The sequence below is a fragment of the Amycolatopsis thermalba genome (genome assembly GCF_003385215.1).
GTDB classification, from domain to species: domain Bacteria; phylum Actinomycetota; class Actinomycetes; order Mycobacteriales; family Pseudonocardiaceae; genus Amycolatopsis_E; species Amycolatopsis_E thermalba.
Genome location: NZ_PQHW01000110.1, coordinates 1 through 23,446 on the forward strand (window position 1 = coordinate 1; position 23,446 = coordinate 23,446).

Below are 23,446 nucleotides of genomic sequence, written 5' to 3' on the forward strand. Positions count from 1 at the left end.
CAGCCGGGCACTACCGTGGAACACGAGAACCTCCGGATCGGAGTGGGCCTTAGACAAGCCACATCCCAACCGGAGGTTCTCCTTTACTCAGCCAGACACGCCGCTACCAACGTCCTGACCGGATACACCTAGGACTTCAGGTCCGCCGGGGTGTCGACGTCCTGGCCGCCGCCCAGGTCGGCGCATTCCACCAACCGCAGGTCGGCACGGCCGCGGAGCCAGTCGCGGGCTCCGCGGTCGCCCGTCGCGCTCTCGGCGATCTCCTGCCACCAGCGGCGGCCGAACAGCACGGGATGTCCGGGCACGCCGTCGAAGGCGGCGCGAGCCACCACGTCGGGCGAGGCCAGCGCACGCAGCCTCGCCACGATCCGCGCGTCCACCCCGGGCAGGTCGACCAGGTGCACCAAGACGGCCGGAGCTTCCGGCAACGCGCGCAATCCGGCCCGCAGTGACGCGCCCATGCCGCTGGCCCAGTCCGGCGCCTCCACAGCCAGCGACGGATCAGGCAACAACGCACGCACCTCCGCGGCCTGCGCGCCCACCACCACGCGCACCGGATCGCAGCCGCCGTCGGTGAGGGCGCGCAAAGCCCGGTGCAGCAAGGGCTCCCCGTCGAGCTCGACCAGGGCCTTCGGGCGCCCCATCCGCCGCCCGGCACCCGCCGCCAGCAACAGGCCCGCGCAGTCAGCCACGGCGTGCCTGAACCGGTGCCACGGCCAGGTCACCCTCGATGCGCTTCGCGGCGGCCAGCAGCGGTGGCACCATCTCCTCGATCACCGTCTCCCTCGGCGTCCGGCTCGCGTGCGTCGACACGTTCACCGCCGCCACGACCCGGCCCTGCCGGTCCCGGATCGGCGCCGCGACCGATCGCAGCCCCTCCTCCAGCTCCTGGTCGACCAGCGCCCACCCCTGCTGCCGCACCGCGGCCAGCTCCGCCCGCAGCGCCGCCGGGGAGGTCAGCGTGTGCGAAGTCAGCCGCTGCAGCTCGGCCTGCTCCAGGTAGCGGGCGAAACCCTCGTCGTCCAGCCCGGCGAGCAGCACGTGCCCCATCGACGTGGCGTACGCCGGGAACCGGGTGCCCACGTTGATGCTCACCGTCATGATCCGCGACACCGCCACCCGCGCCACGTAGACGATGTCGGCCCCGTCGAGCACCGACACCGAACTCGACTCGCGCACCTCGGCCGACAGCCGTTCCAGGTGCGGCTGCGCGACCTCGGGCAGCGTCATGCTGGACAGGAACGCGTACCCCAGCTCCAGCACCCGCGCGGTCAGCGAGAAGTACTTGCCGTCCGTGCGCACGTACCCGAGGTCGACGAGCGTCAGCAGGAACCGCCGCGCCGCCGCCCGCGTCAGTCCGGTCGAGCGCGCCACATCGGACAGCGTCAGCTCGGGCGCTCCGGCGCCGAACGCGCGGATCACGGCCAGACCGCGTTCCAGCGACTGGACGTGGTGCGCGCCGCGCTCGGCTGGTTCTGCCATACCTGTCAACCTAGCCGGTGGTGCGCGGCTGGGCGGTGGGCTCTCCCATCTCGGCCAGGGTCTTCTGCGCGATCGCGAACGCCTCGTTCGCCGCCGGCACCCCCGCGTACACCCCGGTGTGCAGCAGGACCTCGCCGATCTCGTCGGCGGTCAGGCCGTTGCCGACGGCGGCGCGGACGTGCATCGCGATCTCGCCGTGGCAGTGCAGCGCGGTGAGCACGGCCAGCGTGACGCAGCTGCGGGTCTTGCGGTCCAGCCCGTCACGCGTCCAGATCGACCCCCACGCGGCGCGGGTGATGTAGTCCTGGAACTTCTGGGTGAACTCGGTCGCGTTCGCGGTGGCGCGGTCGACGTGCGCGTCGCCCAGCACCTCGCGCCGGACCCGCATGCCCGCGTCGTACAGCTCGTCGCTCATCGCGCCCCCTTCAGGTGCTCCAGGACCAGCTCGGTGAACTTGCCCGCCTGCTCGTAGCTGCCCAGGTGGGCCGCGTGGCCGAGGACCTCGAACCGCGCGCCCGGGATCGCCTCGGCCATGGCCTGGCCGTGCGACGGCGGCAGCGCGGCGTCGTCGGCTCCGGAGATCACCAGCGTCGGCGCGCTGATCGCGGCCAGCCCGGCGGTCAGGTCGAGCCCGGCGATCGCCTCGCAGCAGGCCGCGTACCCCTCGGCGGGGGTCGTCGCGGTCATCTGCCGCAGCTCCGCGGCCAGTTCGGGGTGCGCGGCGATCCAGTCCGGCGTGAACCAGCGGCCGATGCTGCCCGCGGCGATCTGCTCCATGCCCTCGGCCCGGACCTGCTTCGCGCGCCCGGTCCACATGTCGACGTTGCCCGGTTTGACCGAGGTGAACGTCAACGCCAGCGACCGGATGCGCTCCGGCGCGTGCTGCCCCAGCCAGGCGCCGGTCATGCCGCCCAGTGACAGGCCGACGAAGTGCGCGGACTCCACGCCGAGCGTGTCCAGCAGCTCGACGACGTCACCCCCGAGGTCGGCGATCGAGTAGGGGCCGGGCGGCACCGGCGACCGCCCGTGGCCGCGGGTGTCGTAGCGGACCACGCGGAACCCGTTGTCCGTCAACGGCTTCACCTGCGGGTCCCACATACGCAGGTTGCTGCCGATGGAGTTGCTCAGGACGACGACCTCACCATCGCCCGCGGTCTCGTAGTGGACCTTCACGGAGTTCCCTTTCGCTTCTCGTGCGCGGCCAGCGCCCGTTCGACGAAGACGCGCGCGCTCCCCAGGTAGCCGGCCGGGTCGAGCAGCTCGCCGATGCGCTCGCGGGTCAGGTGCTTGCCCACCAGCTCGTCCGCGGCCAGCAGGTCGGCCAGCTCGCCCTCGCCGGCCAGCGCGCGGCGGGTGCACGCGCTGACCGCGTCGTGCGCTTCGAGCCGGCCGGTCGAGGCCGCCAGTGCGGTCGTGACCCGTTCGGACAGCAGCGCGCCGCGCGTGATGTCCAGGTTGGCCCGCATCCGGTCCGCGTCGACCTGGAGCCGGTCCAGGCTCGTGCGCAGCCAGTGCACCGCGGACCCGGTGCTGCGGAACAGTTCCGTGAGCGGCCGCCACTCGGCGTGCCACGAACCGGCGGCGCGCTGGTGCTCCTGCGCCATCGCGCCGAGCAGGGTCGCGACCAGCCCGGGCGCCTGTTGCGCGGCCGCGTTCGCCGCCACCGCGGCGACCGGGTTCCGCTTGTGCGGCATGGTGGACGAGCCGCCGCTGCCCTCGGCGACCTCGGCGATCTCCCCGACCTCGGTCTGCGCCAGCAGCACCAGCGACCGGGAGATCCCGGCGACCACCCCGGACAGCTCGCCGAGCGCACCGGCCAGCTCGGCGATCCGGGTGCGCTCGGTGTGCCACGGCACCACGGGTTCGCCGAGCCCGAGACGACGGGCGAACGCGGCCAGCACCTCCGGGCCCTGTTCGCCCAGTGAAGCCAGCGTGCCGGTCGCCCCGCCGAGCTGCACGGCGAACCGCTGCGCACGCAACCGGTCCGCGGCCGCGTCGAGCCCGGACAGCCAGCCCGCGACCTGGAACCCGAACGTCACCGGCAGCGCCTGCTGCAGCAACGTCCGTCCCGCTTGGACAGTCCCGGCGTGCGCACGCGCCAGCTCCGCGAGCCGGTCCGCGCACGCCTCAGCCTCGGCGATCAGTACTTGCGCAGCCCGCGCGGACACCAGCATCGCGGCGGTGTCCACAATGTCCTGACTGGTGGCACCGAGGTGCACGACCCGGCCGGCCTCGCCGCCCACCTGCGCGGTCAGCTCCCGCACGAGCGGCGCGGCCGGATTGCCCACGCCGACGGACTGCGCACCGATCGCGGCGGCGTCGAACCGGCCGTCCCGGGCCACCGCGGCGATCCGGTCCGCGTGCTCGCGCGGGATCACACCCGCGTCCGCCTCCGCCCCGGCCAGCGCCGCCTCCGCGTCGAGCAGGCCACGCAGCCAGGCGGCGTCGGACACCTCGGCGCGCACCGGCCCGGCGGCCAGCATCGGGTCGAACAGGTCAGACATCGAAGAACACTGTCTCAGCCTCACCCTGCAGCCGCACGTCGAAGCGGTACCCGTCGTCGGTCTTGTCCGCGATCAGCGTGCCGCGCCGCTCCGCCGACACCGAGTTCAGCACCGCGTCGGCGGCGTTGGCCTCGGTGTTCTCCGGGAAGTAGATGCGCGTGACGACCCGGTGCAGCAGCCCGCGCGCGAACACCGACACGTCGATGTGCGGCGCCTGCAGGTCACCGTCCTGGCCCGGGATCGCGCCCGGCAGCAGGGTCAGGATCTCGTAGCTGCCGTCCGGTTTCGTCGGGCAACGGCCGAACCCGCGGAACCCCGGCACGCGGCCGCGCGGGTCGTCCGGGTGGTCGAAGCGGCCCTGCGGATCGGCCTGCCAGGTCTCGATCATCGCGTCCGGGACCGGGTTGCCCTCGCCGTCGGTGACCACGCCCCGGATCCACACCGCGCCGGGCGTGCCCTCGGGCACCACCGTCGGGCCGTCTTCCCAGGGCAGGCCGATCGCGAGGTAGGGGCCGACGGTCTGCGACGGAGTGGTCATTCGTCTTCCTCTTCCTCGTTCTCGAACACCGACTGCTCGCGCCCGCGCACCACGATGTCGAACTCGAAGGCCAGCGCCCAGTGGTCGGTGGTGCGGCTGTAGTCGAACCGCGAGATCATCCGCTGCCGCGCCTTCTCGTCCGGGATGGAGTTGAAGATCGGGTCCTGGAAGAACAGCGGGTCGTCCGGGAAGTACATCTGCGTCACCAGGCGCTGCGTGAACGCCTGCCCGAACACCGAGAAGTGGATGTGCGCGGGCCGCCAGGCGTTGTCGTGGTTCTTCCACGGGTAGGCGCCGGGCTTGATGGTGGTGAACTCGTAGCGGCCTTCCGAGTCGGTGATCGTGCGGCCGACGCCGTCGAAGTTCGGGTCCAGCGGGGCCGGCCAGTTGTCGCCGATGTGCCGGTAGCGGCCGCCCGCGTTGGCCTGCCAGATCTCGATCAGCGAGTTCGGGATGCCCCGGCCGTCGCCGTCGAGCAGGCGGCCGTGCACCAGGATGCGCTGGCCCTGCGGCTCCTCGGCGTGCTGGCGGGTCAGGTCGTTGTCGAACTCGCCGAGGCGGCCGGGGCCGAGCAGCGGGCCGGTCACCTCGGTGAGCATCTGCGGCAGCAGAACGAGCGGCTGCTTCGGGTACCGCAGTTGCGTCGAGCGATAGCCCGGCGAGTTCAGCGGCGCGTGCGTGCCCTCCGGGTCCCGCCGGTAACGCGGCAGGATCAGCTTGTCACTCGTCGGTGCTGCCATAGCACGGTTTCCTTTCTCCTCACGCTTCCAGCACGACCGCGAGCCCCTGGCCCACGCCGATGCAGATGGCCGCCAGGCCGTAACCACCGCCGCGGCGGCGCAGCTCGTAGGCCAGCGACGCGAGAATGCGCCCGCCGGAGGCGCCCAGCGGGTGGCCGATGGCGATCGCGCCGCCGTTGACGTTCACGATCGACGGGTCGAGCTTGGGCCAGTCGGCGAAGCAGGACAGGCACTGCGCGGCGAACGCCTCGTTCAGCTCGACCGCGGCCAGCTGCTCCCAGCCGATCCCGGCGCGCTCCAGCGCGATCTCCGCCGCCCGCACCGGGCCGATGCCGAACACGTCCGGGTCCACACCCGCCGCGCCCCGCCCGGCGATGCGCGCCAGTGGCGTCTTGCCGAGCCGGTCGGCCGCGGCCTGGTCGCCCAGCAGGACGGCGGAGGCGCCGTCGTTCAGCGGGGAGGCGTTGCCGGCGGTGATGGTGCCGTTCTGGCGGAACGCGGGCTTGAGCTTGCCCAGCTTCTCCAGCGTCGAGTCGGCGCGGATGCCCTCGTCGCGGGTCAGGTCGGTGCCGGGGACGGGCACCACGTGGTCGTCGTAGAAGCCGGCGTCCCACGCCTTCGCCGCGTTCTGGTGGCTGCGCAGCGCGAACTCGTCCTGCGCCTCGCGGGTGATGCCGTACTTCTCGGCCAGCCGCTCGGTGCTCTCGCCCAGCGAAATCGTCCACTGCTCGGGCATCTCCGGGTTGACCATGCGCCAGCCCAGGGTGCTCGAATGCAGCGTCTGGTTCGCCGGGGAGTACGCCTTCTCCGGCTTGAGCAGGATCATCGGGGCGCGGGTCATCGACTCCACACCGCCCGCGACGACCAGCGAGGCGTCGCCGGTCGCGATGGTGCGGCTGGCCTGCATCACCGCGTCCAGGCCGGAACCGCACAGCCGGTTCACCGTGGTGCCGGGCACCGAGGTCGGCCAGCCCGCGAGCAGCGCGGCCATGCGCGCCACGTTGCGGTTGTCCTCGCCGGCCTGGTTGGCGTCGCCCAGCACGACCTCGTCGACGGTGCCCGGGTCGAGGTCGTTGCGGGCGGCCAGCTCACGCAGCACGTGCGCGGCCAGGTCGTCGGGGCGGACCCCGGCCAGGGCGCCGCCGTAGCGGCCGAACGGGGTCCGGATCGCGTCGAGAACGAATGCGTCGCTCACTTGGCCGCCTTCAGTTCACGCAGGGCCTGGAGTTCGGCCTCGGTGGGCGGGGGCGTGGTCTCCAGCTCCGGGGCCACCTTCAGGTCCCAGCCGGTCGCCTCCTTGACCTGCTCGACCGTGACGCCCTCGTGGACCTGGGTCAGCACGAGCTCGGCGGTCTCCGGGTCGGGCCGCATCACGCCCAGGTCGGTGATCACCAGGGTCGGGCCCGCGCCGGGCAGGCCCAGCTTCTCCCGCTCGCCCTTGCCGCGGCCGTGGCCGAAGGAGGTGATGAAGTCGACCTGCTCGACGAAGCTGCGCTTGCTCTGCCGCACCACGACGTAGACCTCGTGGCAGCTCGCGGCGATCTCCGGGGCCCCACCGGCACCGGGCAGGCGGACCTTCGGGTCGGCGTAGTCGGTGCCGATGACGGTGGTGTTGATGTTGCCGAACTTGTCCAGCTGGGCCGCGCCGAGGAAGCCGACGTCGATGCGGCCGGGCTGCAGCCAGTAGTTGAACACCTCCGGCACGCTGATCACGGCGTCGGCGGTGTCGGCGAGGATGCCGTCCCCGATCGACGCGGGCAGCCGGGTCGGCTTCGAGCCGAGCGTGCCCGACTCGTAGATGAGCACCAGGTCCTCGGCGTGGGTGCGGCGCGCGAGGTTGGCCGCGGTGGAGGGCAGGCCGATGCCGACGAACACCCGCTGGCCACCGGTGAGGGCGCGGGCCGCGGCGATCGACATCATCTCGTCGGACGTGTACGTCCGCTCGACCGTCGCTGTCACTGGGCCACCTCCTGCGTCTTGCGGGACACCCGCACCCGGTCGGCATCCACGAGCGGGGCTTCGCCATGGTCGCTCGTGGCTGCCTCCGTGCCGAACACCTTCTCGTCCAGCCAGCGCTGGAACGAGTCCCTCTCCCGCCCAATGGAATCCCAATACGCGTAATACTCGTTGTCGCGCTCCGAGTACCCGGCCGCGTAGGACGGATGCGCCCCGTTCGGGACCTCGGCGACCGCCGTGACGGCCCAGGTCGGCAGGATGACCTGACCGGGCATCGGGGTCAGCTCGTCGACGATCTCCTCGACGGTGACCAGGCTGCGCTTGGCGGCCAGCACCGCCTCCTTCTGCACGCCGACCAGGCCCCACATCTGCACGTTGCCGGCGCGGTCGGCCCGCTGCGCGTGGATGATCGAGACGTCCGGGTTGATCGCCGGCACCGCGGCCAGCTCCTCGCCGGTGAACGGGCAGGTGATCGTCTTGATCGTGTCGGTGTGCTTGGGCAGGTCCGTGCCGCGGTAGCCGCGCAGCACCGCGAACGGCAGCCCGGAGGCGCCGGCGACGTAGCGGTTGGCCATCCCCGCGTGGCTGTGCTCCTCGATCTCCAGCGGCACCGGCCAGGAGTTCTGCACCGCGTCGCGGAAGCGGTGCAGCGAGCCCACGCCCGGGTTGCCGCCCCAGGAGAAGATCAGCTTCTTCGCGCACCCGGCGCCGATGAGCTGGTCGTAGACGATGTCGGGCGTCATCCGCACCAGCGTCAGGTCCCTGCGCCGCTGGCGGATGATCTCCTGCCCCGCCGCGTGCGGGATCAGATGGGTGAATCCTTCGAGGGCGACCGTGTCCCCGTCGTGCACCAGCTGGGCGACGGCGTCACGGAGCGACGTTATCTCGGCCATTGAGCTGCTTCCGTTCGCATTACGCACACAAGTTCTACATATGAACATAGCGGGCGGTCCGGAGCCGCGCAAGGAAGGGTGGACGCATGAGTGGACCCGAAATCGATCCGGTGACGGCCGAGAGCGAGCAGCAGGACGCCGACATCGGCGGCGAGCACACCGAACCCACCTACCGCGACCAGGACCCCGAGGTCGGCACGGACGAAGCCGAACCGGAGGGCAAAGGCGGCCCCGGAGGCATGGACCCCGAATAGCGCGCGCGGCCACCGATCCTGCGAAGCTGGAGCCCATGCGAATCGTGGTGACGCGGCGGGTTCCGGAAGCGGCGATGGTGGTGCTCCGCGAGGCGGGCGAGGTCTGGGTGTCCGGCGAGGACCGGCCGCTGCGCCCCGACGAGCTGCGCGAAGCGGTGCGCGGCGCGGACGCGGTGGTGTGCATGCTGCACGACCGCGTCGACGGCGCGGTGGCCGACGCGGCCGGGCCGCAGCTGAAGGTCGTGGCCAACGTCGCGGTCGGCCACGACAACATCGACGTGCCCGCACTGGCCGAGCGGGGCGTGACGGTCACGAACACGCCCGGCGTGCTCACCGACGCGACCGCGGACCTCGCGTTCGGACTGCTGCTCGCAGTGACGCGGCGGATCGGCGAGGGCGAACGCCTGCTGCGGTCCCGCACGCCGTGGTCGTTCCACCTGGGATTCATGCTCGGCTCCGGCCTGCAGGGCAAGACGCTCGGCATCGTCGGGCTCGGCCAGATCGGGCAGGCGATGGCGCGCCGCGCCAGGGCGTTCGGCATGCGGATCGTCTACAGCAGACGGTCCCGGGCGAAGCCGGAGGTGGAGTCGGCGCTGCACGCGGAGCACCTGTCGTTCCTGGAACTGCTCCGGACCGCCGACGTGGTGTCGCTGCACTGCCCGTTGACGACGGAGACGCGGCACCTGATCGACGCCGAAGCGCTGGGCGCGATGAAGCACAGCGCGTTCCTGATCAACACCACGCGCGGGCCGGTCGTGGACGAGGCCGCGCTGGCCGACGCGCTGCTGCGGCGCGAGATCGCCGGCGCCGGGCTGGACGTGTTCGAGAAGGAGCCGGAGGTCGAGCCGCGACTGCTGGAGCTGGACAACGTGGTCGTCACCCCGCACCTGGGGTCGGCGACCGTGGAGACCCGCACGGAGATGGCGCTGCTGGCGGCGCGCAACGTGGCGGCGGTGCTCTCCGGCGAGGGGGCCGTTAATGAGGTGCGGCCGGACGGTGATCGCTCCTAGTCTTCGCGGCGTGCGACTGAGCGGACAGGTCCTGATTCTCGACGCCGACGACACGTTGTGGGAGAACAACGTGGTCTTCGAGCGGGTCATCGACGACTACCTGGACTGGATCGCGCATCCGACCCTGGACCGCGCCGCGGTGCGCGGCATCCTGGACGACATCGAACGGGCGAACGCGGTCACGCACGGCTACGGGACGAAGGTGTTCCTGCACAGCCTGGCGGAGTGCTTCGAGAAGCTGAACTCCCGGCCCGCGACGTCCGCGGAGCGCGACCGCATCGAGGAGCTGGCGGCGGCGCTGATCCACCACGAGATCGAGCTGATCCCCGGTGTCGCCGAGACGCTCGACGAACTGGGCTCGCGGCACGAGCTGATGCTGCTGACCAAGGGCGACCAGGAGGAGCAGCAGCGCAAGATCGACGCCTCCGGGGTGGCGCACCACTTCCGCGAGGTGCACATCGTGCCGGAGAAGGACGTCGAGGTGTACCGCGGCCTGGCGGCGGCGCGGATGCTCGCGCCGGAGTCGACGTGGATGATCGGCAACTCGCCGAAGTCGGACATCCGCCCGGCACGCGCGGCGGGGATGAACGCGGTGTTCATCCCGAACGCGCACACCTGGGTGCTGGAGCACGACGAACTGGACGACGCCGACGAGCGGGTGCTGCGGCTCGGGACGTTCACGGAGCTGCTGCACCACTTCTAAGTTGCGCGGCACGCATATTTGCGCGCCGCGCAAGTTCTGCTACCGTGGAGTCATGGGCCTGCGGGAGCGGAAGAAAGCCGAGACGCGCTCGGCGATCAGCTGGGCGGCGATCCGGCTGACCGTCGAGCGCGGGTTCGACAACGTGAAGGTCGAGGACATCGCCGACGCCGCCGGCGTCTCCCCGCGCACGTTCAACAACTACTTCTCCAGCAAGGGCGAGGCGATCGTGGCCCGCCACGCCGACCGCATCCGCAACTTCGCCGGGGCACTGCGCGACCGCCCGGCGGGCGAGCCGCTGTGGGACGCGATCAGCGTCGCGGCCACGGCCCAGTTCGGCCCGGACCCCGCCGCGGCCGAAGCCCCGGTGGCCGATCCGGCGACCTGGACGTCCGGCGTGCGCGCGATGCTCGCCGAGCCCGCCCTGCAGGGCGATCTGCTCAAGGCCGGCGCGCTCGCGGAGGCCGAGATCGCCGCGGCGGTCGCGGACCGCACCGGCACCTCGGTCGAGCGGGACCTGTACCCGCACCTGGTGGCGTCCGCGGTCGTGGCCGCCGTGCAGACCGCGATCGGCCACCACCTCCGCACCGAGCGCCCGGTGCCCGACCTGCTCACCGAAGCGCTCGCGCGGCTCTCCGCGGGCCTGTAACTCCACTGTGGACGATCAGCCCGGGCGTGCTCCCGGGCCGCTGTCCCCTGCCCGGAAGGACTTCCCCATGATCGACGTCGTCATCGCGGGCGGCGGGCCCACCGGCCTCATGCTCGCCTGCGAACTCGCACTGGCCGGCGCGCGCCCCGTCGTCCTGGAACGCCTCGCCGAGCCCGGCATCGAGCGGCGGGCGAACGGCCTGGTCGGCGAGGTCGTGCGCATGATGGACCGGCGCGGCCTGTACGAGCGGCTGACCGGCACCCCCGGCGCTCCGGAGCCCGTCCGCGGGTTCGTGTTCGGCGCCTTCCCGCTGCCACTGGCCGACCTCCACCACAACCTCTACACGCTGCCGGTGCCGCAGCGGCGCATCGAGGAGGTGCTCACCGAACGCGCGGCCGAACTCGGCGTCGACGTCCGTCGTGGGCACGAGGTCACCGGGCTGGTCCAGGACGAGGACGCGGTGACCGTCGAGGTCGGCGGGCGCGAGCCGGTGCGGGCGCGGTTCCTCGTCGGTGCGGACGGCGGGCACAGCGTGGTGCGCAAGCTGGCCGGCATCGGATTCCCCGGCGTGACCTCCGACGAAGCCGTGTCGTACTCTGCGGACGTCTCGGTCCCGCCCGAGATCCTCGGCCCCGACGGCGAACTGGTGGTGCCCGGTTTCGGCGTCGTGCCGCCGTTCCAGCACCTGCGCACCGAGCGCGGAATGATCACCTGGGCACCGTTCCCCGGCCGGAGCCCGACGCTCAACACCATGGAGTGGGGCCTGCCCGCGGACGGTGAGGCGTCCCTGGCGGAAGTGCGCGCCAGCGCGGCCCGCGTGCTCGGCGTGGACCTGCCGCTCGGGCCGCCGACGGGTGAGGGGCCGCACCTGATGCGGCGCCTGTTCGGCGGGAACACCCGGATCGCCGAGCGCTACCGGGACCGCCGGGTTTTCCTGCTCGGCGACGCCGCGCACGTCCATTCCGCGATCGGCGGCCCCGGCCTCAACCTCGGCCTGCAGGACGCGGTCAACCTCGGCTGGAAGCTCGCGGCGGCGGTGCGCGGCGACGTGGACGTGCTGGACACCTACGAGTCCGAGCGGCGCCCGGTCGCCCAGCGCGTCGCCATGCACACGCAGGCGCAGTCGCTGCTGCTCCGGCCGGGCGGCGAGGTGACCGCGTTCCGGGAACTGTTCGCGGAGCTGCTGGCCCTGCGCGGCACCCGGCAGCACCTCGCCGACCTGCTGGCGGGCGCGGACATCCGCTACGACATGGGCACCACCGGAGAACTGGTCGGGCAGTTCGCGCCGGGCCTGGTGGACCAGTGCGACCTCACCCACAGCGGCCGGGCCCTGCTGCTCGACCCGACCGGGCTGCTCGACGCCGCGCCGTGGCGGAAGTCCGTCGACGTCGTCGAGATGCCCGATCTGGACTGCGCGTTCCTGCTGCGGCCGGACTGCTTCGTCGCCTGGGCGGGCGACGACCAGGACGGCCTGCACGAAGCGCTCACGAGGTGGTTCGGCCCCGGAACGCGCTGAGGGAGGACACCGTTTCCGGCATCCTCCCTCAGCGGAAGTCCTGCGATCAGGCGGTCGGCGCCTCAGCCTGGGGCAGGACGGCGAAGTTCAGCTGTCCCTGCTCGTCCTGCTGGACGTCGAGCACCTTGTCGTCCAGGAAGATCGCGGCCTGCGGCTCCAGGAACACCTTCGCACCCCCGTCCGCGCCCACGACCTGGTCCCCGTCCTCCGGAGCCGGTGCCACGGACAGCGCCAGCTGGGCGCCGCTGTCCTGCTGGGCCTGCACGGCGAAGCGCAGGCCACCACTGTCGGTCTGGCCCTCCTGTGCCGTCAGGGCGCTGATGGCCTCGGCGGCGGCATCGGTCAAAGCGAGCATCGTGTCAGTCCCTTCGCGTCACGTGCACTCGTACCTCCGACCGTAGGGGCACGCTTCGGGGCACGCTGTCCAGCACCCGCCGTCACCGCCGATCACGGTGGGTTTCACCAGGTCAGCATCGATGTGACGGCCGTCACACCGGATCTTCGTCCGGCGGTGTCCGGATCGCGTCGGGCACCGAGCCCGGCGGGTTGTCCGCCTTCTGGTCCACCGCGTCGCCGAGGTTCTGGCCGGGGTCGGGAGCCTCGGCGCGGACACCGGTCTCGTCCGCCGGCACGTCCTCCGGCTGGACGTCCGGGCGCTCCTGCGCCAGCCGTCCGTCGAGGCTCTCGCCCTCGCGCACCTCGTTCGGCGTCGTGCCGAACCGGTCGGAGGCCATGTACCGCTCCGGCGGCTCGACGCCCTCCTCGAGCGGGTCGACGCGCAACCGGTCCTCGTCGAGGTCCTCCGCGCTGTTCAGCGCGGCCGGGTCGCTCTCCACCGCGTCGGGGACGGGATGGCCATGAGCCTCACTCATCGGTCCTCCTCACCTGCTGGTTCCAGCGGTGGCGATACCCGAGCGGCAGGCCGGGCAAACCCGAGATCAAGCTCACGTGCTTGTAGAGTACAAACAATTGCTGAGCATAGGTAAGTTCTGAACCATGACCGCGACGTGGATCAGCGGGCCGGTGACTCGGGCGGCGCCCGCCGCACCCCGCCCGGCCGAGCACCACGCGGTCGCCTGGTACGTCGTCGCCGGGGTGCTGACGACCGGCCTGCAGGAAGTGCTCTTCCTCGGCGCGCGCCCGCTGCTGGGCGCGGTGGTCGCGAACACGCTGGCCATCGCGCTGACCACGATCGCCAACACCGAGTTCCAGCGGCGCGTGACGTTCGCCGGCCGTCCCGCCTCACCCGTTCGGCTGCACCTGCAGTCCGTGGGGACGTTCGCCTTCTACGCGGGCTACGGCTCGCTCGTGCTGTTGTCGTTACATCTGTTCACCCCGAGCCCCTCGGCCACGCTGCAGGCGGTGACCCTGGCGGCGGCGAGCGGCCTGGGCGGTATCGTCCGGTTCGCGTTGCTGCGCTGGTGGGTCTTCCCGAACCGGTGACCTGCGTGTTGTCACACCGCCAAGTGGTGTGTCACTTGTGCGCTCGCCTGTTCGCCGGTGCTCGGTTCGCGCGTCTGGAGAACGCGATCGAGCGGGGTGTTGCGGCAAATGGGGTATGTCTAGTTGAAATCTGGACTGTCGGGCGACCACCACTTACGATTACGCACAGTCGCGTCGGTGACGGGTCGGCAGGGACCTAGAGGGAGTACCCGTTCACCGAGAGTAACTCGAAACGCGGGCCCCCGACGGCGACCGGTCGACGGGTCATCGTTGTTGTCGTTGGGGAGCCGACCATGCGAACGAGTGTCCCGCCCAGCACTGCCGCCCTCAGATCCGCGCCCGAGGCGCCGGGGCTGACACCCCAGGCCTTTCCTCGGGCCTCACAGCGGCTCACGAAGGAAGAGCTCGACCCGGTCGTCCGCGAGGCGGCCACCGGTGAGCGCGGAGCCGTGGACCGCCTGATCCAGATGATCACCCCGGTCGCCGTCCGCTACTGCCGCGCCCGGCTCGGTGGCCGCGACCTGTCCTACCTGTCGGCGGACGACGTGGCGCAGGAGGTCTGCCTGGCCGTCCTGCACGCACTGCCGCAGTACCAGGACCGGGGCGGATCCTTCCTCTACCTGGTGCACGCCATCGCGTCGAACAAGGTCGCCGACGCCTACCGCCTGGTCTCCCGGGACCGGTCGGACCCGGTCGCCGAGCTGCCGGAACGCCCGCTGGCCGACAACGAGCCGGAGAAGCACGCGCTCGACGTCGACCTCGGCGACCGGCTGACCAGGCTGCTCGCCACGCTTCCGCAGCTGCAGCAGGAGATCCTGACGCTGCGGATCGCCGTCGGGCTGTCGGCGAACGAGACGGCCGAGGCGCTGGGCATCTCGGCCGGCAACGTCCGCGTCACGCAGCACCGCGCGCTGGGCAAGCTGCGCGCGATGGTCACCCGCGACGGCGACCTGCTCGGCTAGTCGCCGTAGGCCTGGGTCAGGGCGGGCAGCAGCTCGTTCGAGGCGAACTCGAAGAACCCGTCCTGGTGCTCGCCGCCGATCTGGACCAGCGCCAGATCGGTGAAGCCGGCGTCGGCGAAGGCCTGCGCGCTCTTCACGATCGGCTCGACGTCCGGCCCGCACGGGATGGACTGCGCGACCTCGTCGGGCGTGACGAACTGGGTCGCGCCGGCGAACCCGGACGTGCCGGGCAGCTCGGCGTTGACCTTCCAGCCGCCGCCGAACCAGCGGAACTGCTCGTGCGCCCGCCGCTTGGCCGCCTCCGGGTCGCGGTCCCAGCACACCGGCAGCTGCGCGTACTTGCGTGAGGTGTCCTGCCCCAGCTGCGCGCGCTCCTCGTCCCACGCGTGCAGCAGCTCCGGCTTCGGCTCGGTGGCGATCAGCGCGTCGGCCACCGGGGCGAAGCGCGACACCGACTGCCTGCCGGACACGGCGACCCCGATCGGGGTGCGCCGCTCGGGCAGGTCCCACAGCTTCGCCGAGTCGACCCGGTAGTGCTGACCCGAGTAGTTGACGTACCCGCCGTCGAAGAGGTCGCCGATGATCGCCAGCGCCTCGCTCAGCATCTCGTGCCGCACGTTCACCGGCGGCCACCCGCGGCCGACGACGTGCTCGTTCAGGTTCTCGCCCGCACCCAGCCCCAGCGTGAACCGGTCGTCCGACAGCAGGGAGATGGTCGCCGCCTTCTGCGCCACCACCGCCGGGTGGTAGCGCATGAGCGGACAGGTCACGAAGCTGAGCAGCTCGACGCGTTCGGTCACCTGCGTGACCGCGCCCAGCACGCTCCACGCGTACGGGGCATGACCCTGTTCGTCGAGCCAGGGCGAGTAGTGGTCGCTGCACACCTCGAACGCGAACCCCGCCTCCTCGGCGGCCGCCGCGTGCCGGACCAGCTCCTTCGGCCCGGCCTGCTCGGTCATCAGGGTGTAACCGAAACGCACTCCTGCTCCTTCTCAGCGCTGGACAGCAGCTGCTTGCGTCGCGTGATCATCGCCCGGCGCTCGGTCTCGTCGAGCCCGCCCCAGACGCCGAAGGGCTCCTCGGCGGTGAGCGCGTGGTGCCGGCACTCGACGATCACCGGGCAGGACATGCAGATCTGCTTGGCCCGCGCCACCCGGTCCGCCCGCGCGAAGCCCCGCTCGCCATCGGGGTGGAAGAACACCGAACTGTCCAAGTTCCGGCAGTTGCCGTGCCGCTGCCACTCCCACGTTTCGGCAACAGGCACCGGGAGCCGTGACGTGTCCGCCATCTCGACCTCACCTCCGCGACCATCTCAGTTGCGCGCAGGACTACCCCGGTTTTTCGGCCACTACACCTGCCGGCCCAGCGCCAGCCGCTTCTCGAACCAGTGATCGGCGTACAAGCGTTGCTCAGGGGCCGCGATCTCGCGGTAGCCGTGTTTGGCGTAGAGGCTGCGAGCCTCCACCAGATCGTGCCGCGTGTCCAGTCGCATCCGGGTGGAACCCAGCCGCTGAGCTGCGATTTCGGCGGCGCGGAGCAGTTGGTCGCCACCGCCCTGGCCGCGCGCGGCGGGACGGACGAACATCCGGGTCAGCTCGGTGGTCGTGACGTCGAGCACTCTGATGCCGACGCAGCCGGTCACCACATCGTGGGACCGGGCGAGCAGGAAGAGGCCGGTGGGCGGGACGAGGTCGTCACTGGGGTCGTCGGCCATCGCGGCGTCGAGTTCGGCCTCGCTCGCGGGCCGGCCGTAGTAGCGGCTGGCGACGTCGTCGAAGTAGGCGCGCAGGATCGCCTGCGCGGCGGGGTCGGTCACCGGGACCGGGTCGATCGTCCACACGGGTCCATGCTGGCGCCCGCGTAAAGCGAATATCAGTCGGAACCGGTTAGGGTGGCCGGCATGGCTTACGACGTGGTCCTGTTCGGCGCGACCGGCTTCACCGGCCGGCTCACCGCGGAGTACCTGGCCCGCCACGCCCCCGACGACTGCCGCTGGGCGCTCGCCGGCCGCAGTCGCGCCAAGCTCGAAGGTGTGCGGGATGCGCTGGGGCCGAAGTTCGCCCAGCTGCCGCTGCTCTACGCCGACGTCACCGACCCCGCGTCGCTGAAAGCGGTGGCCTCCTCCGCGAAGGTCGTGATCACCACGGTCGGCCCGTACGTGCAGTACGGCGAGCCGCTGGTGGCCGCGTGCGCCGAGGCCGGCACCGACTACGTGGACCTGTGCGGCGAGCCCGAGTTCGCCGACCTGATGTACGTCCGCCACCACGCCCGCGCCGCCGAGACCGGTGCCCGCATCGTGCACGCGTGCGGCTTCGACTCGATCCCGCACGACCTGGGCGTCTACTACACCGTCCAGCAGCTGCCGGACGACGTGCCGATCCGCGTGCGCGGCCAGGTGCGCGTCGGCGCCACGTTCTCCGGCGGCACCTACGCCTCCGCGCTCGGCGCCGCGTCCCGGCTGCTGCCGATGCTCCAGGCCGCCCGGGAGCGCCGGAAGGTGCAGCACCGCCCCGAAAACCGCCGGGTCCGGGCGGTCACCGGGACCCCGCGCCGCGACGGGGAGACCGGCCACTGGCTGGTGCCGCTGCCGACGATCGACCCGCAGATCGTCGTCGGCTCGGCGCGCGAGCTGCCCGAGTACGGGCCGGACTTCACCTACAGCCACTACGCGGCGGTCAAGCACCTGCCGGTGCTGGCGGGCGGGCTCGCCGGGCTGGGCGCGGCGGTCGCGCTCGTGCAGCTCCCGCCGGTCCGCAAGGCGCTGGGCAACCTGCGCAAGCCCGGTGAGGGCCCCAGCGAGCAGCGGCGCGCGAAGTCCTGGTTCAGCGTGCGGTTCACCGCCGACGGCGGCGGCAGGCGCGTGGTCACCGAGGTCTCCGGCGGCGACCCCGGCTACGACGAGACGGCGAAGATGCTCGCCGAGTCCGCGCTGTGCCTGGCGCACGACGACCTGCCCGCCCGCGCCGGGCAGCTCTCCCCCGCCGCCGCGATGGGCGACGCGCTGCTGACGCGGCTGAAGAACGCCGGGCTCACGTTCCGGACCCTCCCGTCCTGAACCACCCGGACGGGGGATAGCGCCGACACGAACCCCGACCTGCTTAAACACAGTTCAAGCCGGGCCTTACAGTGATCGTATGGCTCGATTGACGCGCGCGGAAAGTCAGGCGCACACGCGCCGCCGTCTCCTGGTCACCGCCACCGAACTCTTCCTCCGCGACGGCTACACCGCGACGTCGCTGGAACGGGTGGCCGAGGAGGCCGGGTTCTCCAAGGGCGCCGTCTACTCCAACTTCCGCAACAAGGACGAGCTGTGCCTGGCCGTCCTGGACGGGGTGCGCGCGGAGAAGGCGGCGTCGGTGGACGCGACCCTGTCCCGCACGGACAGCCTCGAGGAGCTGCTGGCGGCCTTCGCGGTGTGGGCCGCGGGGACCGGGGGCGACCAGGCGTGGATCCGGCTGGAGGCGGAGTACCTGCTCAACTGCCGCCGCGACCCGGACCTGCTGACCCGGCTGGCGAAGAGCAACGCCGAGATCGCCGACCTGGTGACCGAGCTGCTGAACACCAACGCGCGACGGCTGGGCGTGCGGCTGCCGATGGACGCCCGGCAGGCGGCGTACGCGCTGTTCAGCATCACGCTCGGGCTGGGCCTGCTGCGCTCGGTGGACCCGGCCATCGGGGTCGAGTCGTTCACGTCGGTGGTGCGGCTGCTCGCCCAGCCGGCGGAGGTGACCGTGCCGGAAGCACGAACGGCGACCCACGCGCCGACGGGCGGCGCGGATTCCTCGGCGCACCGGGACTGAGCGCAGTCCGGCCGGGCGGCGATCAGCGGGGCCGGAAGCGCGGGCGGATACCCCGCACACCGGCATCGAGCGCCACCCCCGCCCAACCCCGGGCGGCGGTCAGCGGGGCGGCAGCGCGTGCAGCTCCACCTGGTCCAACCGCCCCGCGTGGATCCGCGCCGTCAGATACGTGTGCTCCGGCTGGCGGCGCCGGTCCGTGGGCGAACCGGGGTTGAGCAGCCGCAGGCCGGACTCCGCCACGGTGTCCCACGGGATGTGGCTGTGCCCGAACACCAGCACGTCCACATCCGGGTACTCCCGCGCGCACCGCGCCTCGCGGCCCTTCGCCGGGCCCGTCTCGTGCACCACGGCCAGGCGCAGGCCCGCCAGGTCGGCCCGCGCCACCTCCGGCAGCCGCGCGCGCAGCTCGGGCCCGTCGTTGTTGCCGTACACCCCGATCAGCCGCCGGCTGCGCGACTCCAGCTCGTCCAGCAGCGCGACCTCCACCCAGTCCCCCGCGTGCACCACCACGTCGGCCCGGGACACCTCCCGCCACAGCTGTTCCGGCAGATCACGCGCCCGCTTGGGCACGTGCGTGTCGGACATGATGAGGAGCCGCATGGTCACCGGTCTATCACGCTGGGCCACCCGAAGCAGGGCACCGATTCCCCCGCCCGTAACCTTCATCCGGGTTGTCCGGATCAGGAGGGGTGAGCCTTGACGCAGGAACCCGCGTGGCCCACGACCGACGACGAGCGGACCGAGGTCATGACCCCGGTCACCGACGTGCTGCCGAAGGTGACGCAGGAGCCACCGCGCCGGAAGCGGACCGCCCGGCGCGCCGGGATCATCGCCGCATCGGTGCTCGGCGTGCTCGCCGCGCTCTACGCCGTCGACCTGCTGATCAGCCAGGGCACCGTGCCGCGCGGGGTCACCGTCGCCGGTGTCGAAGTCGGCGGGCTCAAGCGCACCGCGGCCGAGGACAGGCTGCGCGACGAGATCGAGCCGCGGCTGACCGCGACCATCCCGGTCCGCGCCGGTGACACCACCGCCGCGATCGACCCGGGCACCGCCGGCCTCACCCTCGACTGGCCGTCCACTTTGGACCAGGCCGGCGACCAGCCGCTCAACCCGTTCACCCGCATCGCGTCGTTCTTCAGCGACCGCGAGGTCGGCGTGGTGACCCACGCGGACGAGGACAAGCTGGCCGCGGCCATCGAGGAGCTGCGGGCCCGCACCGACCGGCTGCCCGTCGAGGGCACCATCCGGTTCGAGGAGGCCCAGCCCGTCGCGGTGCAGCCGCAGCCCGGCCAGCAGCTGGACGCCGCGGGCGCCAAGAACGAGGTGCTGCGGCACTGGGCGACCGGTCAGACGCTGACCCTCCCGGTGACGACCACGCCGGTGCAGGTCTCCCCCGAGGCCGTCCAGGCGACGCTGGAGGGGTTCGCCAAGCCCGCCGTGTCCACGCCGCTGATCATCCGCGGCGAGGGCGCCGACGCGACCCTGTCGCCGGAGGCCGTGGCCGCCGCGCTGTCGTTCGAGCCCGGCGACGCCGGCACCCTGGTGCCGAAGGTCGACCACAACAAGCTCATCGAGGCGGCCGGCCCGCAGCTCAAGCCCTCCGAGAAGGAGGGCAAGGACGCCCAGATCGTGTTCGAGGGCGGCCGTCCCACGGTGCAGCCGTCGGTGGACGGCAAGGGCGTCGACTGGAACCCGACCCTGCAGCCGGTGTTCGACCTGCTCAAGACGCCGGGCAAGCACGAGCTGGTCGCCAAGTACCACACCACCCCGGCGAAGGTGACCACCGAGCAGGCCAACCAGCTCGGCATCACCGAGGTCATCGGCGAGTTCACCACCGGCGGGTTCGCCGCCGACTCGGGCGTGAACATCCGGACCGTGGCGCAGAAGGTCAACGGCGCGATCGTCAAGCCGGGCGAGACGTTCAGCCTCAACGGGTTCACCGGCCCGCGCGGCAAGGCCCAGGGGTACGTCGAGGCCGGCGTGATCGAGAACGGCGCCCCGGCCCGTGAGGTCGGCGGCGGCATCTCGCAGTTCGCCACGACGCTGTACAACGCGGCCTACTTCGCCGGGCTGAAGGACGCCGGGCACAAGGAGCACAGCTACTACATCAGCCGCTACCCCGCCGCACGGGAGGCGACGGTGTTCCAGAGCGCCGGTGGCGCCAGCGTCATCGATCTGAAGTTCACCAACGACTCCGACACCGGCGTGGCCATCCAGACCATCTGGACGCCCTCGTCGATCACCGTCAAGCTGTGGGGCACGAAGCGGTACACGGTGGAGTCGATCCCGGGGCCGAAGACGAACTTCGTCCCGCCGCAGGAGAAGCCCGGCCCAGCGGAGAACTGCCACGCCTCCAACGGCGCGCAGGGCTTCACCACGAGCGACACCCGGGTGCTGCGCGACGCGAAGACCGGCCGCGAGGTGAAGCGCGAGACCCGCACGGTGCACTACAACCCGCAACCGAAGATCGTCTGCCCCTGACGGGCGCGAAAGGGCCGCACCGTCTCCCGGTGCGGCCCGGGACTGGGTTTCCGGTTCCGATCTTCCGGGAGCAGTTGTGTGCCTGCGCGGAGGCTGAGGGGTCCTGGGGTCCTGCCACGCAGCGGTTGCGGCCAGGCGGATGAGCCGCTGCCGGCCGAGGTAGCTTACCTAGGAAAAGCGCGCCCGGTGCGGTCCAACAAGAAGGGGCCGCACCGGCTCCCGGTGCGGGCCCGGGAGTCGGACTGAGTTTCCGGTTCCGCTCCCGGGGAACAGTTGTGCGCCTGCGCGGCGGCCGCTGCCGTGCGAATGAGCCGCTGCGGGCCGAGGAGGCTTATCTAGGAAATTGCGTCCTCGCGCCGATGCGGTCCCACAAAAAGGGCCGCACCGACTCCCGGTGCGGCCCCTTTTCGCTAAGTCAGGACGCGCGCTTGATCTCCTCGAGCCGCACCTGCACGCCGTCCAGTACGCGGTCGACCGCGTAGTCGAACAGCTCGGCGAAGTAGTCGCGGTTCTTCTCCGGGTCGTGCAGCCGCTCGTGCACCGTCTCGGCGAGGGTGGCCAGCCCGGACAGGTTCGGGTCCGGCGGCGGCGCGCCCCACCCACCGGAGATCTGCGCCTTCGCCTCGTCGGCCTTGCGCTGGTCGTCCTCCAGCGAGATGAACAGGCAGGCCTGGCTGACCAGCAGCCGGCACACCATGGCGGCCTCGTCCTGCTCGAACCCGGCGCGCAGGAGTGTCCTCATCGCACGGTCCACAGTGGGCCCACCGGCCTTGACCGACGGGCCGTTGAGCGCCACCCGGCGCGCCACGCCCGGGTAGCGCATGAACACCACCCGCAGGTTGGTGAGGAACTGCCGCCACCAGGGCCGCCACTCCAGCTCGGCCGGCGGGAGCTCGTACATCGCGATGACGCGGTCGACGACCGCGGTCACCACCGTGTCCCGGTCACCCACGTGGTGGTAGATCACCGCCGGATAGGCGTCCACCGCGCCGGCGAGCTGGCGCAGCGTCCACGACTCGACCCCGTGCCTCGCGGTCAGCTCGAGCGCCGCGTCGATGATGCGATCCGGGGTGACCGCGGGAAGCCCCGCCGCGTCACGGGAACGCGGGCGGCCGGGCACGGGAGCAGACTTCGCCATGGCGTAACCCTAGCTCCCCCGTGTTGGCGCGCCAGTCAACACCGCCGCCAATCGTGATGAAAACGGCTCGCCAAGGGGAACCGGTCCTGGGAGGCTGGACGGGCAAGCGCGTGACATCCAGGAGGTCGCATGTCCGAGAACAGTTCACCGGGCGAATCCGAAGACGACGTCAAGCGCAGGTTCCGCGAGGCTCTCGAACGCAAGCAGGCCAACGCCCAGTCCTCCGGCCGCCACGACGGCGGCGGCGGCAAGGGCGGCCACGTGCACGGTCACGGCCCCGCGGCCAGCAAGCGCACCTTCCGGCGCAAGAGCGGCTGAGCGGACGGCGTGGGTGCCCGCCGCGGCACCCACGCCGTCACCCGGTCAGGGCGTGAAGGTCTCCAGGTGGTCGACCACGACGAACCGCGACGCCGGGGACGCCGCCGACGCGATCCACCGCAGCGCCGCCAGGCCGCCCCAGTCGCGGGCCGGTTCGGTCAGCGGGTGGTCGAAGTCGTCCCAGTGCGTCGGGACGACGTACGGCGGCTGCCCGAGCACGCGCAGCAAACGGCCCACGTAGTCGGCGATCTTGCCGCCACCGGCGGGCAGCAGCACGACATCCGGACGTAAACCCTCCAGTTCCGACTCGACGTAGTTCGAGCCGCCGAAGTCGATCACGCTGCCGCCCCGCGCCGAGGTCACGTGGTACGCGAGCGTGCCACCCTCGACCAGATCCTGAATACATTTCGGTTTGGGCAGGTGTCCGAGCCCGAAACCCGGCCGCGTCCCCGGAAACGGCACCGCGGCGCGTGCGCCGGACGCCGAATGCAGCGAGCGCAGGATGCGGATCGTGTACCCGTCGAAGGTGAGGAACTCGCCACCGCTCGCCACCGCCAGCTGGTCCTCCGGCGCCCCCAGCGCGGCCATCAGGTTCAGGTGCGTCTCGGTCCCGTACACGGTGGCGCCGGTTTTCCGCGCCAGGTATGGGACATCGGTCAGGTGGTCGTAGTGCCCGTGCGTCACCAGGATGTGGTCGGCCCGCAGCTCGCCGCTGTCCACGTAACGGTCGATGAGGCCCGTGTCCACGGTCAGCCGGGTCTTCGGGTCCGCCCCCTCCGGCGAGTAGGTCCCGGTGCGGAACCGGGTCAGCCACGGGTCGATCAGGACCGTCTTCGTGGCCGTGCCGTCGGCGCTGGGCATCCGGATCTCCCAGCTGTTGTTGCCCCACCAGCGCAGCGTGAGTCCCCCACCGGTCGCGGCCCGGGCGGCCGCCGGCGCCGCGCCGGCGAGGACGGCGGCGGCCCCCAGGCCGACCCCGAACACTCCGCGCCTGCTCAGTCGATCATTCATGGCGCCACCCCAGCACGGAACTGGCCACGCTGTCCAAGACCAGACCCGCCC

At 71.8% G+C, this 23,446-nt stretch carries 28 protein-coding genes and 1 pseudogene; 11 read left to right on the forward strand and 18 right to left on the reverse strand.

Translation table 11 applies throughout. From position 1 onward, the window contains the following. Positions 1 to 128: 128 nt before the first annotated feature. From D0D15_RS29945 to D0D15_RS29990, 10 genes and pseudogenes are all read right to left on the reverse strand, one after another. Positions 129 to 692, reverse strand: coding sequence for a nucleotidyltransferase family protein (locus tag D0D15_RS29945; RefSeq protein WP_094006297.1), 564 nt, complete (start codon positions 690 to 692; stop codon positions 129 to 131). Next, a complete protein-coding gene (locus D0D15_RS29950) occupies positions 685 to 1,482 on the reverse strand; it encodes an IclR family transcriptional regulator (RefSeq protein ID WP_094006286.1) in 798 nt (265 codons plus the stop codon). The genes D0D15_RS29945 and D0D15_RS29950 overlap by 8 nt, the downstream gene beginning before the upstream one ends. A gap of 10 nt (positions 1,483 to 1,492) precedes the next feature. Next, positions 1,493 to 1,897: a 4-carboxymuconolactone decarboxylase gene (pcaC, locus tag D0D15_RS29955; protein WP_094006285.1), complete on the reverse strand. Its 405-nt coding sequence runs from the start codon at positions 1,895 to 1,897 to the stop codon at positions 1,493 to 1,495. Beyond that, complete coding sequence (pcaD, locus tag D0D15_RS29960) at positions 1,894 to 2,655, reverse strand: 3-oxoadipate enol-lactonase (RefSeq protein WP_094006284.1); 762 nt, start codon at positions 2,653 to 2,655, stop codon at positions 1,894 to 1,896. The genes pcaC and pcaD overlap by 4 nt, the downstream gene beginning before the upstream one ends. Continuing rightward, positions 2,652 to 3,986 carry a 3-carboxy-cis,cis-muconate cycloisomerase gene (gene pcaB, locus D0D15_RS29965; RefSeq protein WP_094006283.1) on the reverse strand — a complete coding sequence of 445 codons (1,335 nt, stop codon included), beginning with the start codon at positions 3,984 to 3,986 and terminating at the stop codon, positions 2,652 to 2,654. The genes pcaD and pcaB overlap by 4 nt, the downstream gene beginning before the upstream one ends. Next, complete coding sequence (pcaG, locus tag D0D15_RS29970; protein WP_094006282.1) at positions 3,979 to 4,524, reverse strand: protocatechuate 3,4-dioxygenase subunit alpha; 546 nt, start codon at positions 4,522 to 4,524, stop codon at positions 3,979 to 3,981. The genes pcaB and pcaG overlap by 8 nt, the downstream gene beginning before the upstream one ends. After that, positions 4,521 to 5,264: a protocatechuate 3,4-dioxygenase subunit beta gene (gene pcaH / locus D0D15_RS29975; RefSeq protein WP_094006281.1), complete on the reverse strand. Its 744-nt coding sequence runs from the start codon at positions 5,262 to 5,264 to the stop codon at positions 4,521 to 4,523. Before pcaH ends, pcaG begins: the two co-directional genes overlap by 4 nt. A gap of 19 nt (positions 5,265 to 5,283) precedes the next feature. Continuing rightward, on the reverse strand, positions 5,284 to 6,459 hold the full coding sequence (locus tag D0D15_RS29980; RefSeq protein WP_094006280.1) for a thiolase family protein: 1,176 nt from the start codon (positions 6,457 to 6,459) through the stop codon (positions 5,284 to 5,286). Further along, positions 6,456 to 7,184: a CoA-transferase subunit beta gene (locus tag D0D15_RS29985; RefSeq protein ID WP_094006296.1), complete on the reverse strand. Its 729-nt coding sequence runs from the start codon at positions 7,182 to 7,184 to the stop codon at positions 6,456 to 6,458. The genes D0D15_RS29980 and D0D15_RS29985 overlap by 4 nt, the downstream gene beginning before the upstream one ends. A gap of 122 nt (positions 7,185 to 7,306) precedes the next feature. Next, positions 7,307 to 8,113 (reverse strand): annotated as a pseudogene (locus D0D15_RS29990) (CoA transferase subunit A); the annotation flags it as partial. An 86-nt stretch (positions 8,114 to 8,199) separates the two neighbouring features. Here D0D15_RS29990 and D0D15_RS36450 point away from each other — a divergent pair. The 5 genes from D0D15_RS36450 to D0D15_RS30010 all read left to right on the forward strand — a co-directional run bounded on the left by D0D15_RS36450 (position 8,200) and on the right by D0D15_RS30010 (position 12,242). Next, on the forward strand, positions 8,200 to 8,367 hold the full coding sequence (locus tag D0D15_RS36450; RefSeq protein ID WP_167481586.1) for a hypothetical protein: 168 nt from the start codon (positions 8,200 to 8,202) through the stop codon (positions 8,365 to 8,367). A gap of 35 nt (positions 8,368 to 8,402) precedes the next feature. Then, entirely contained in the window at positions 8,403 to 9,377 is a 975-nt protein-coding gene (locus D0D15_RS29995) for a 2-hydroxyacid dehydrogenase (RefSeq protein WP_094006279.1), read from the forward strand. Between the two features lie 10 nt (positions 9,378 to 9,387). Next, on the forward strand, positions 9,388 to 10,080 hold the full coding sequence (locus tag D0D15_RS30000) for an HAD family hydrolase (protein ID WP_233157325.1): 693 nt from the start codon (positions 9,388 to 9,390) through the stop codon (positions 10,078 to 10,080). A gap of 52 nt (positions 10,081 to 10,132) precedes the next feature. Further along, positions 10,133 to 10,726 carry an acyl-CoA-like ligand-binding transcription factor gene (locus tag D0D15_RS30005; protein ID WP_094006277.1) on the forward strand — a complete coding sequence of 198 codons (594 nt, stop codon included), beginning with the start codon at positions 10,133 to 10,135 and terminating at the stop codon, positions 10,724 to 10,726. 67 nt (positions 10,727 to 10,793) lie between these two features. Beyond that, the gene (locus tag D0D15_RS30010) at positions 10,794 to 12,242 is read left to right on the forward strand and encodes an FAD-dependent monooxygenase (RefSeq protein WP_094006276.1); all 1,449 of its coding nucleotides are present in this window, start codon (positions 10,794 to 10,796) and stop codon (positions 12,240 to 12,242) included. Between the two features lie 46 nt (positions 12,243 to 12,288). Here D0D15_RS30010 and D0D15_RS30015 read toward each other — a convergent pair whose 3' ends face one another. Next, positions 12,289 to 12,597 carry a HesB/IscA family protein gene (locus D0D15_RS30015; RefSeq protein WP_094006275.1) on the reverse strand — a complete coding sequence of 103 codons (309 nt, stop codon included), beginning with the start codon at positions 12,595 to 12,597 and terminating at the stop codon, positions 12,289 to 12,291. A gap of 133 nt (positions 12,598 to 12,730) precedes the next feature. Beyond that, positions 12,731 to 13,114 carry a hypothetical protein gene (locus D0D15_RS30020; protein ID WP_094006274.1) on the reverse strand — a complete coding sequence of 128 codons (384 nt, stop codon included), beginning with the start codon at positions 13,112 to 13,114 and terminating at the stop codon, positions 12,731 to 12,733. Between the two features lie 124 nt (positions 13,115 to 13,238). Here D0D15_RS30020 and D0D15_RS30025 point away from each other — a divergent pair, with 124 nt between their 5' ends. Together D0D15_RS30025 and shbA are read left to right on the forward strand one after the other, a co-directional pair. Beyond that, positions 13,239 to 13,685 (forward strand): GtrA family protein, encoded by a 447-nt coding sequence (locus D0D15_RS30025; protein ID WP_094006273.1) that lies wholly within the window; start codon positions 13,239 to 13,241, stop codon positions 13,683 to 13,685. A 293-nt stretch (positions 13,686 to 13,978) separates the two neighbouring features. Beyond that, the gene (gene shbA / locus D0D15_RS30030; protein WP_198958262.1) at positions 13,979 to 14,647 is read left to right on the forward strand and encodes an RNA polymerase sigma factor ShbA; all 669 of its coding nucleotides are present in this window, start codon (positions 13,979 to 13,981) and stop codon (positions 14,645 to 14,647) included. On the opposite strand, the gene D0D15_RS30035 is transcribed toward shbA, so the two are convergent. From D0D15_RS30035 to D0D15_RS30045, 3 genes are read right to left on the reverse strand one after another with little or no spacing between them, the layout of a single operon-like run. Beyond that, the gene (locus D0D15_RS30035) at positions 14,644 to 15,627 is read right to left on the reverse strand and encodes a TIGR03557 family F420-dependent LLM class oxidoreductase (RefSeq protein ID WP_094006272.1); all 984 of its coding nucleotides are present in this window, start codon (positions 15,625 to 15,627) and stop codon (positions 14,644 to 14,646) included. The genes shbA and D0D15_RS30035 overlap by 4 nt on opposite strands. After that, complete coding sequence (locus tag D0D15_RS30040) at positions 15,606 to 15,935, reverse strand: WhiB family transcriptional regulator (protein ID WP_094006271.1); 330 nt, start codon at positions 15,933 to 15,935, stop codon at positions 15,606 to 15,608. The genes D0D15_RS30035 and D0D15_RS30040 overlap by 22 nt, the downstream gene beginning before the upstream one ends. 60 nt (positions 15,936 to 15,995) lie before the next feature. Beyond that, positions 15,996 to 16,487, reverse strand: a complete 492-nt coding sequence (locus D0D15_RS30045) for a GNAT family N-acetyltransferase (protein WP_094006270.1) — start codon at positions 16,485 to 16,487, stop codon at positions 15,996 to 15,998. Between the two features lie 60 nt (positions 16,488 to 16,547). On the opposite strand from D0D15_RS30045, the gene D0D15_RS30050 reads away from it, so the two are divergent. Together D0D15_RS30050 and D0D15_RS30055 are read left to right on the forward strand one after the other, a co-directional pair. After that, entirely contained in the window at positions 16,548 to 17,702 is a 1,155-nt protein-coding gene (locus D0D15_RS30050) for a saccharopine dehydrogenase family protein (protein ID WP_094006294.1), read from the forward strand. Between the two features lie 79 nt (positions 17,703 to 17,781). Continuing rightward, on the forward strand, positions 17,782 to 18,447 hold the full coding sequence (locus D0D15_RS30055; RefSeq protein WP_094006269.1) for a TetR/AcrR family transcriptional regulator: 666 nt from the start codon (positions 17,782 to 17,784) through the stop codon (positions 18,445 to 18,447). A gap of 99 nt (positions 18,448 to 18,546) precedes the next feature. Here the strand turns inward: D0D15_RS30055 and D0D15_RS30060 are convergent, their stop codons facing one another. Beyond that, the gene (locus D0D15_RS30060; protein WP_094006293.1) at positions 18,547 to 19,047 is read right to left on the reverse strand and encodes a metallophosphoesterase family protein; all 501 of its coding nucleotides are present in this window, start codon (positions 19,045 to 19,047) and stop codon (positions 18,547 to 18,549) included. A gap of 96 nt (positions 19,048 to 19,143) precedes the next feature. Between D0D15_RS30060 and D0D15_RS30065 the strand changes: the two genes are divergently transcribed. Further along, positions 19,144 to 20,928 (forward strand): VanW family protein, encoded by a 1,785-nt coding sequence (locus D0D15_RS30065; protein ID WP_115944934.1) that lies wholly within the window; start codon positions 19,144 to 19,146, stop codon positions 20,926 to 20,928. Positions 20,929 to 21,343: 415 nt separating this feature from the next. Here D0D15_RS30065 and D0D15_RS30070 read toward each other — a convergent pair whose 3' ends face one another. Further along, positions 21,344 to 22,066: a TetR/AcrR family transcriptional regulator gene (locus tag D0D15_RS30070; protein ID WP_094006267.1), complete on the reverse strand. Its 723-nt coding sequence runs from the start codon at positions 22,064 to 22,066 to the stop codon at positions 21,344 to 21,346. Between the two features lie 129 nt (positions 22,067 to 22,195). Here D0D15_RS30070 and D0D15_RS30075 point away from each other — a divergent pair, with 129 nt between their 5' ends. Beyond that, positions 22,196 to 22,384, forward strand: coding sequence for a DUF5302 domain-containing protein (locus D0D15_RS30075; RefSeq protein WP_094006266.1), 189 nt, complete (start codon positions 22,196 to 22,198; stop codon positions 22,382 to 22,384). 45 nt (positions 22,385 to 22,429) lie between these two features. Here the strand turns inward: D0D15_RS30075 and D0D15_RS30080 are convergent, their stop codons facing one another. After that, entirely contained in the window at positions 22,430 to 23,395 is a 966-nt protein-coding gene (locus tag D0D15_RS30080; RefSeq protein ID WP_115944935.1) for an MBL fold metallo-hydrolase, read from the reverse strand. Between the last annotated feature and the right edge of the window lie 51 nt (positions 23,396 to 23,446).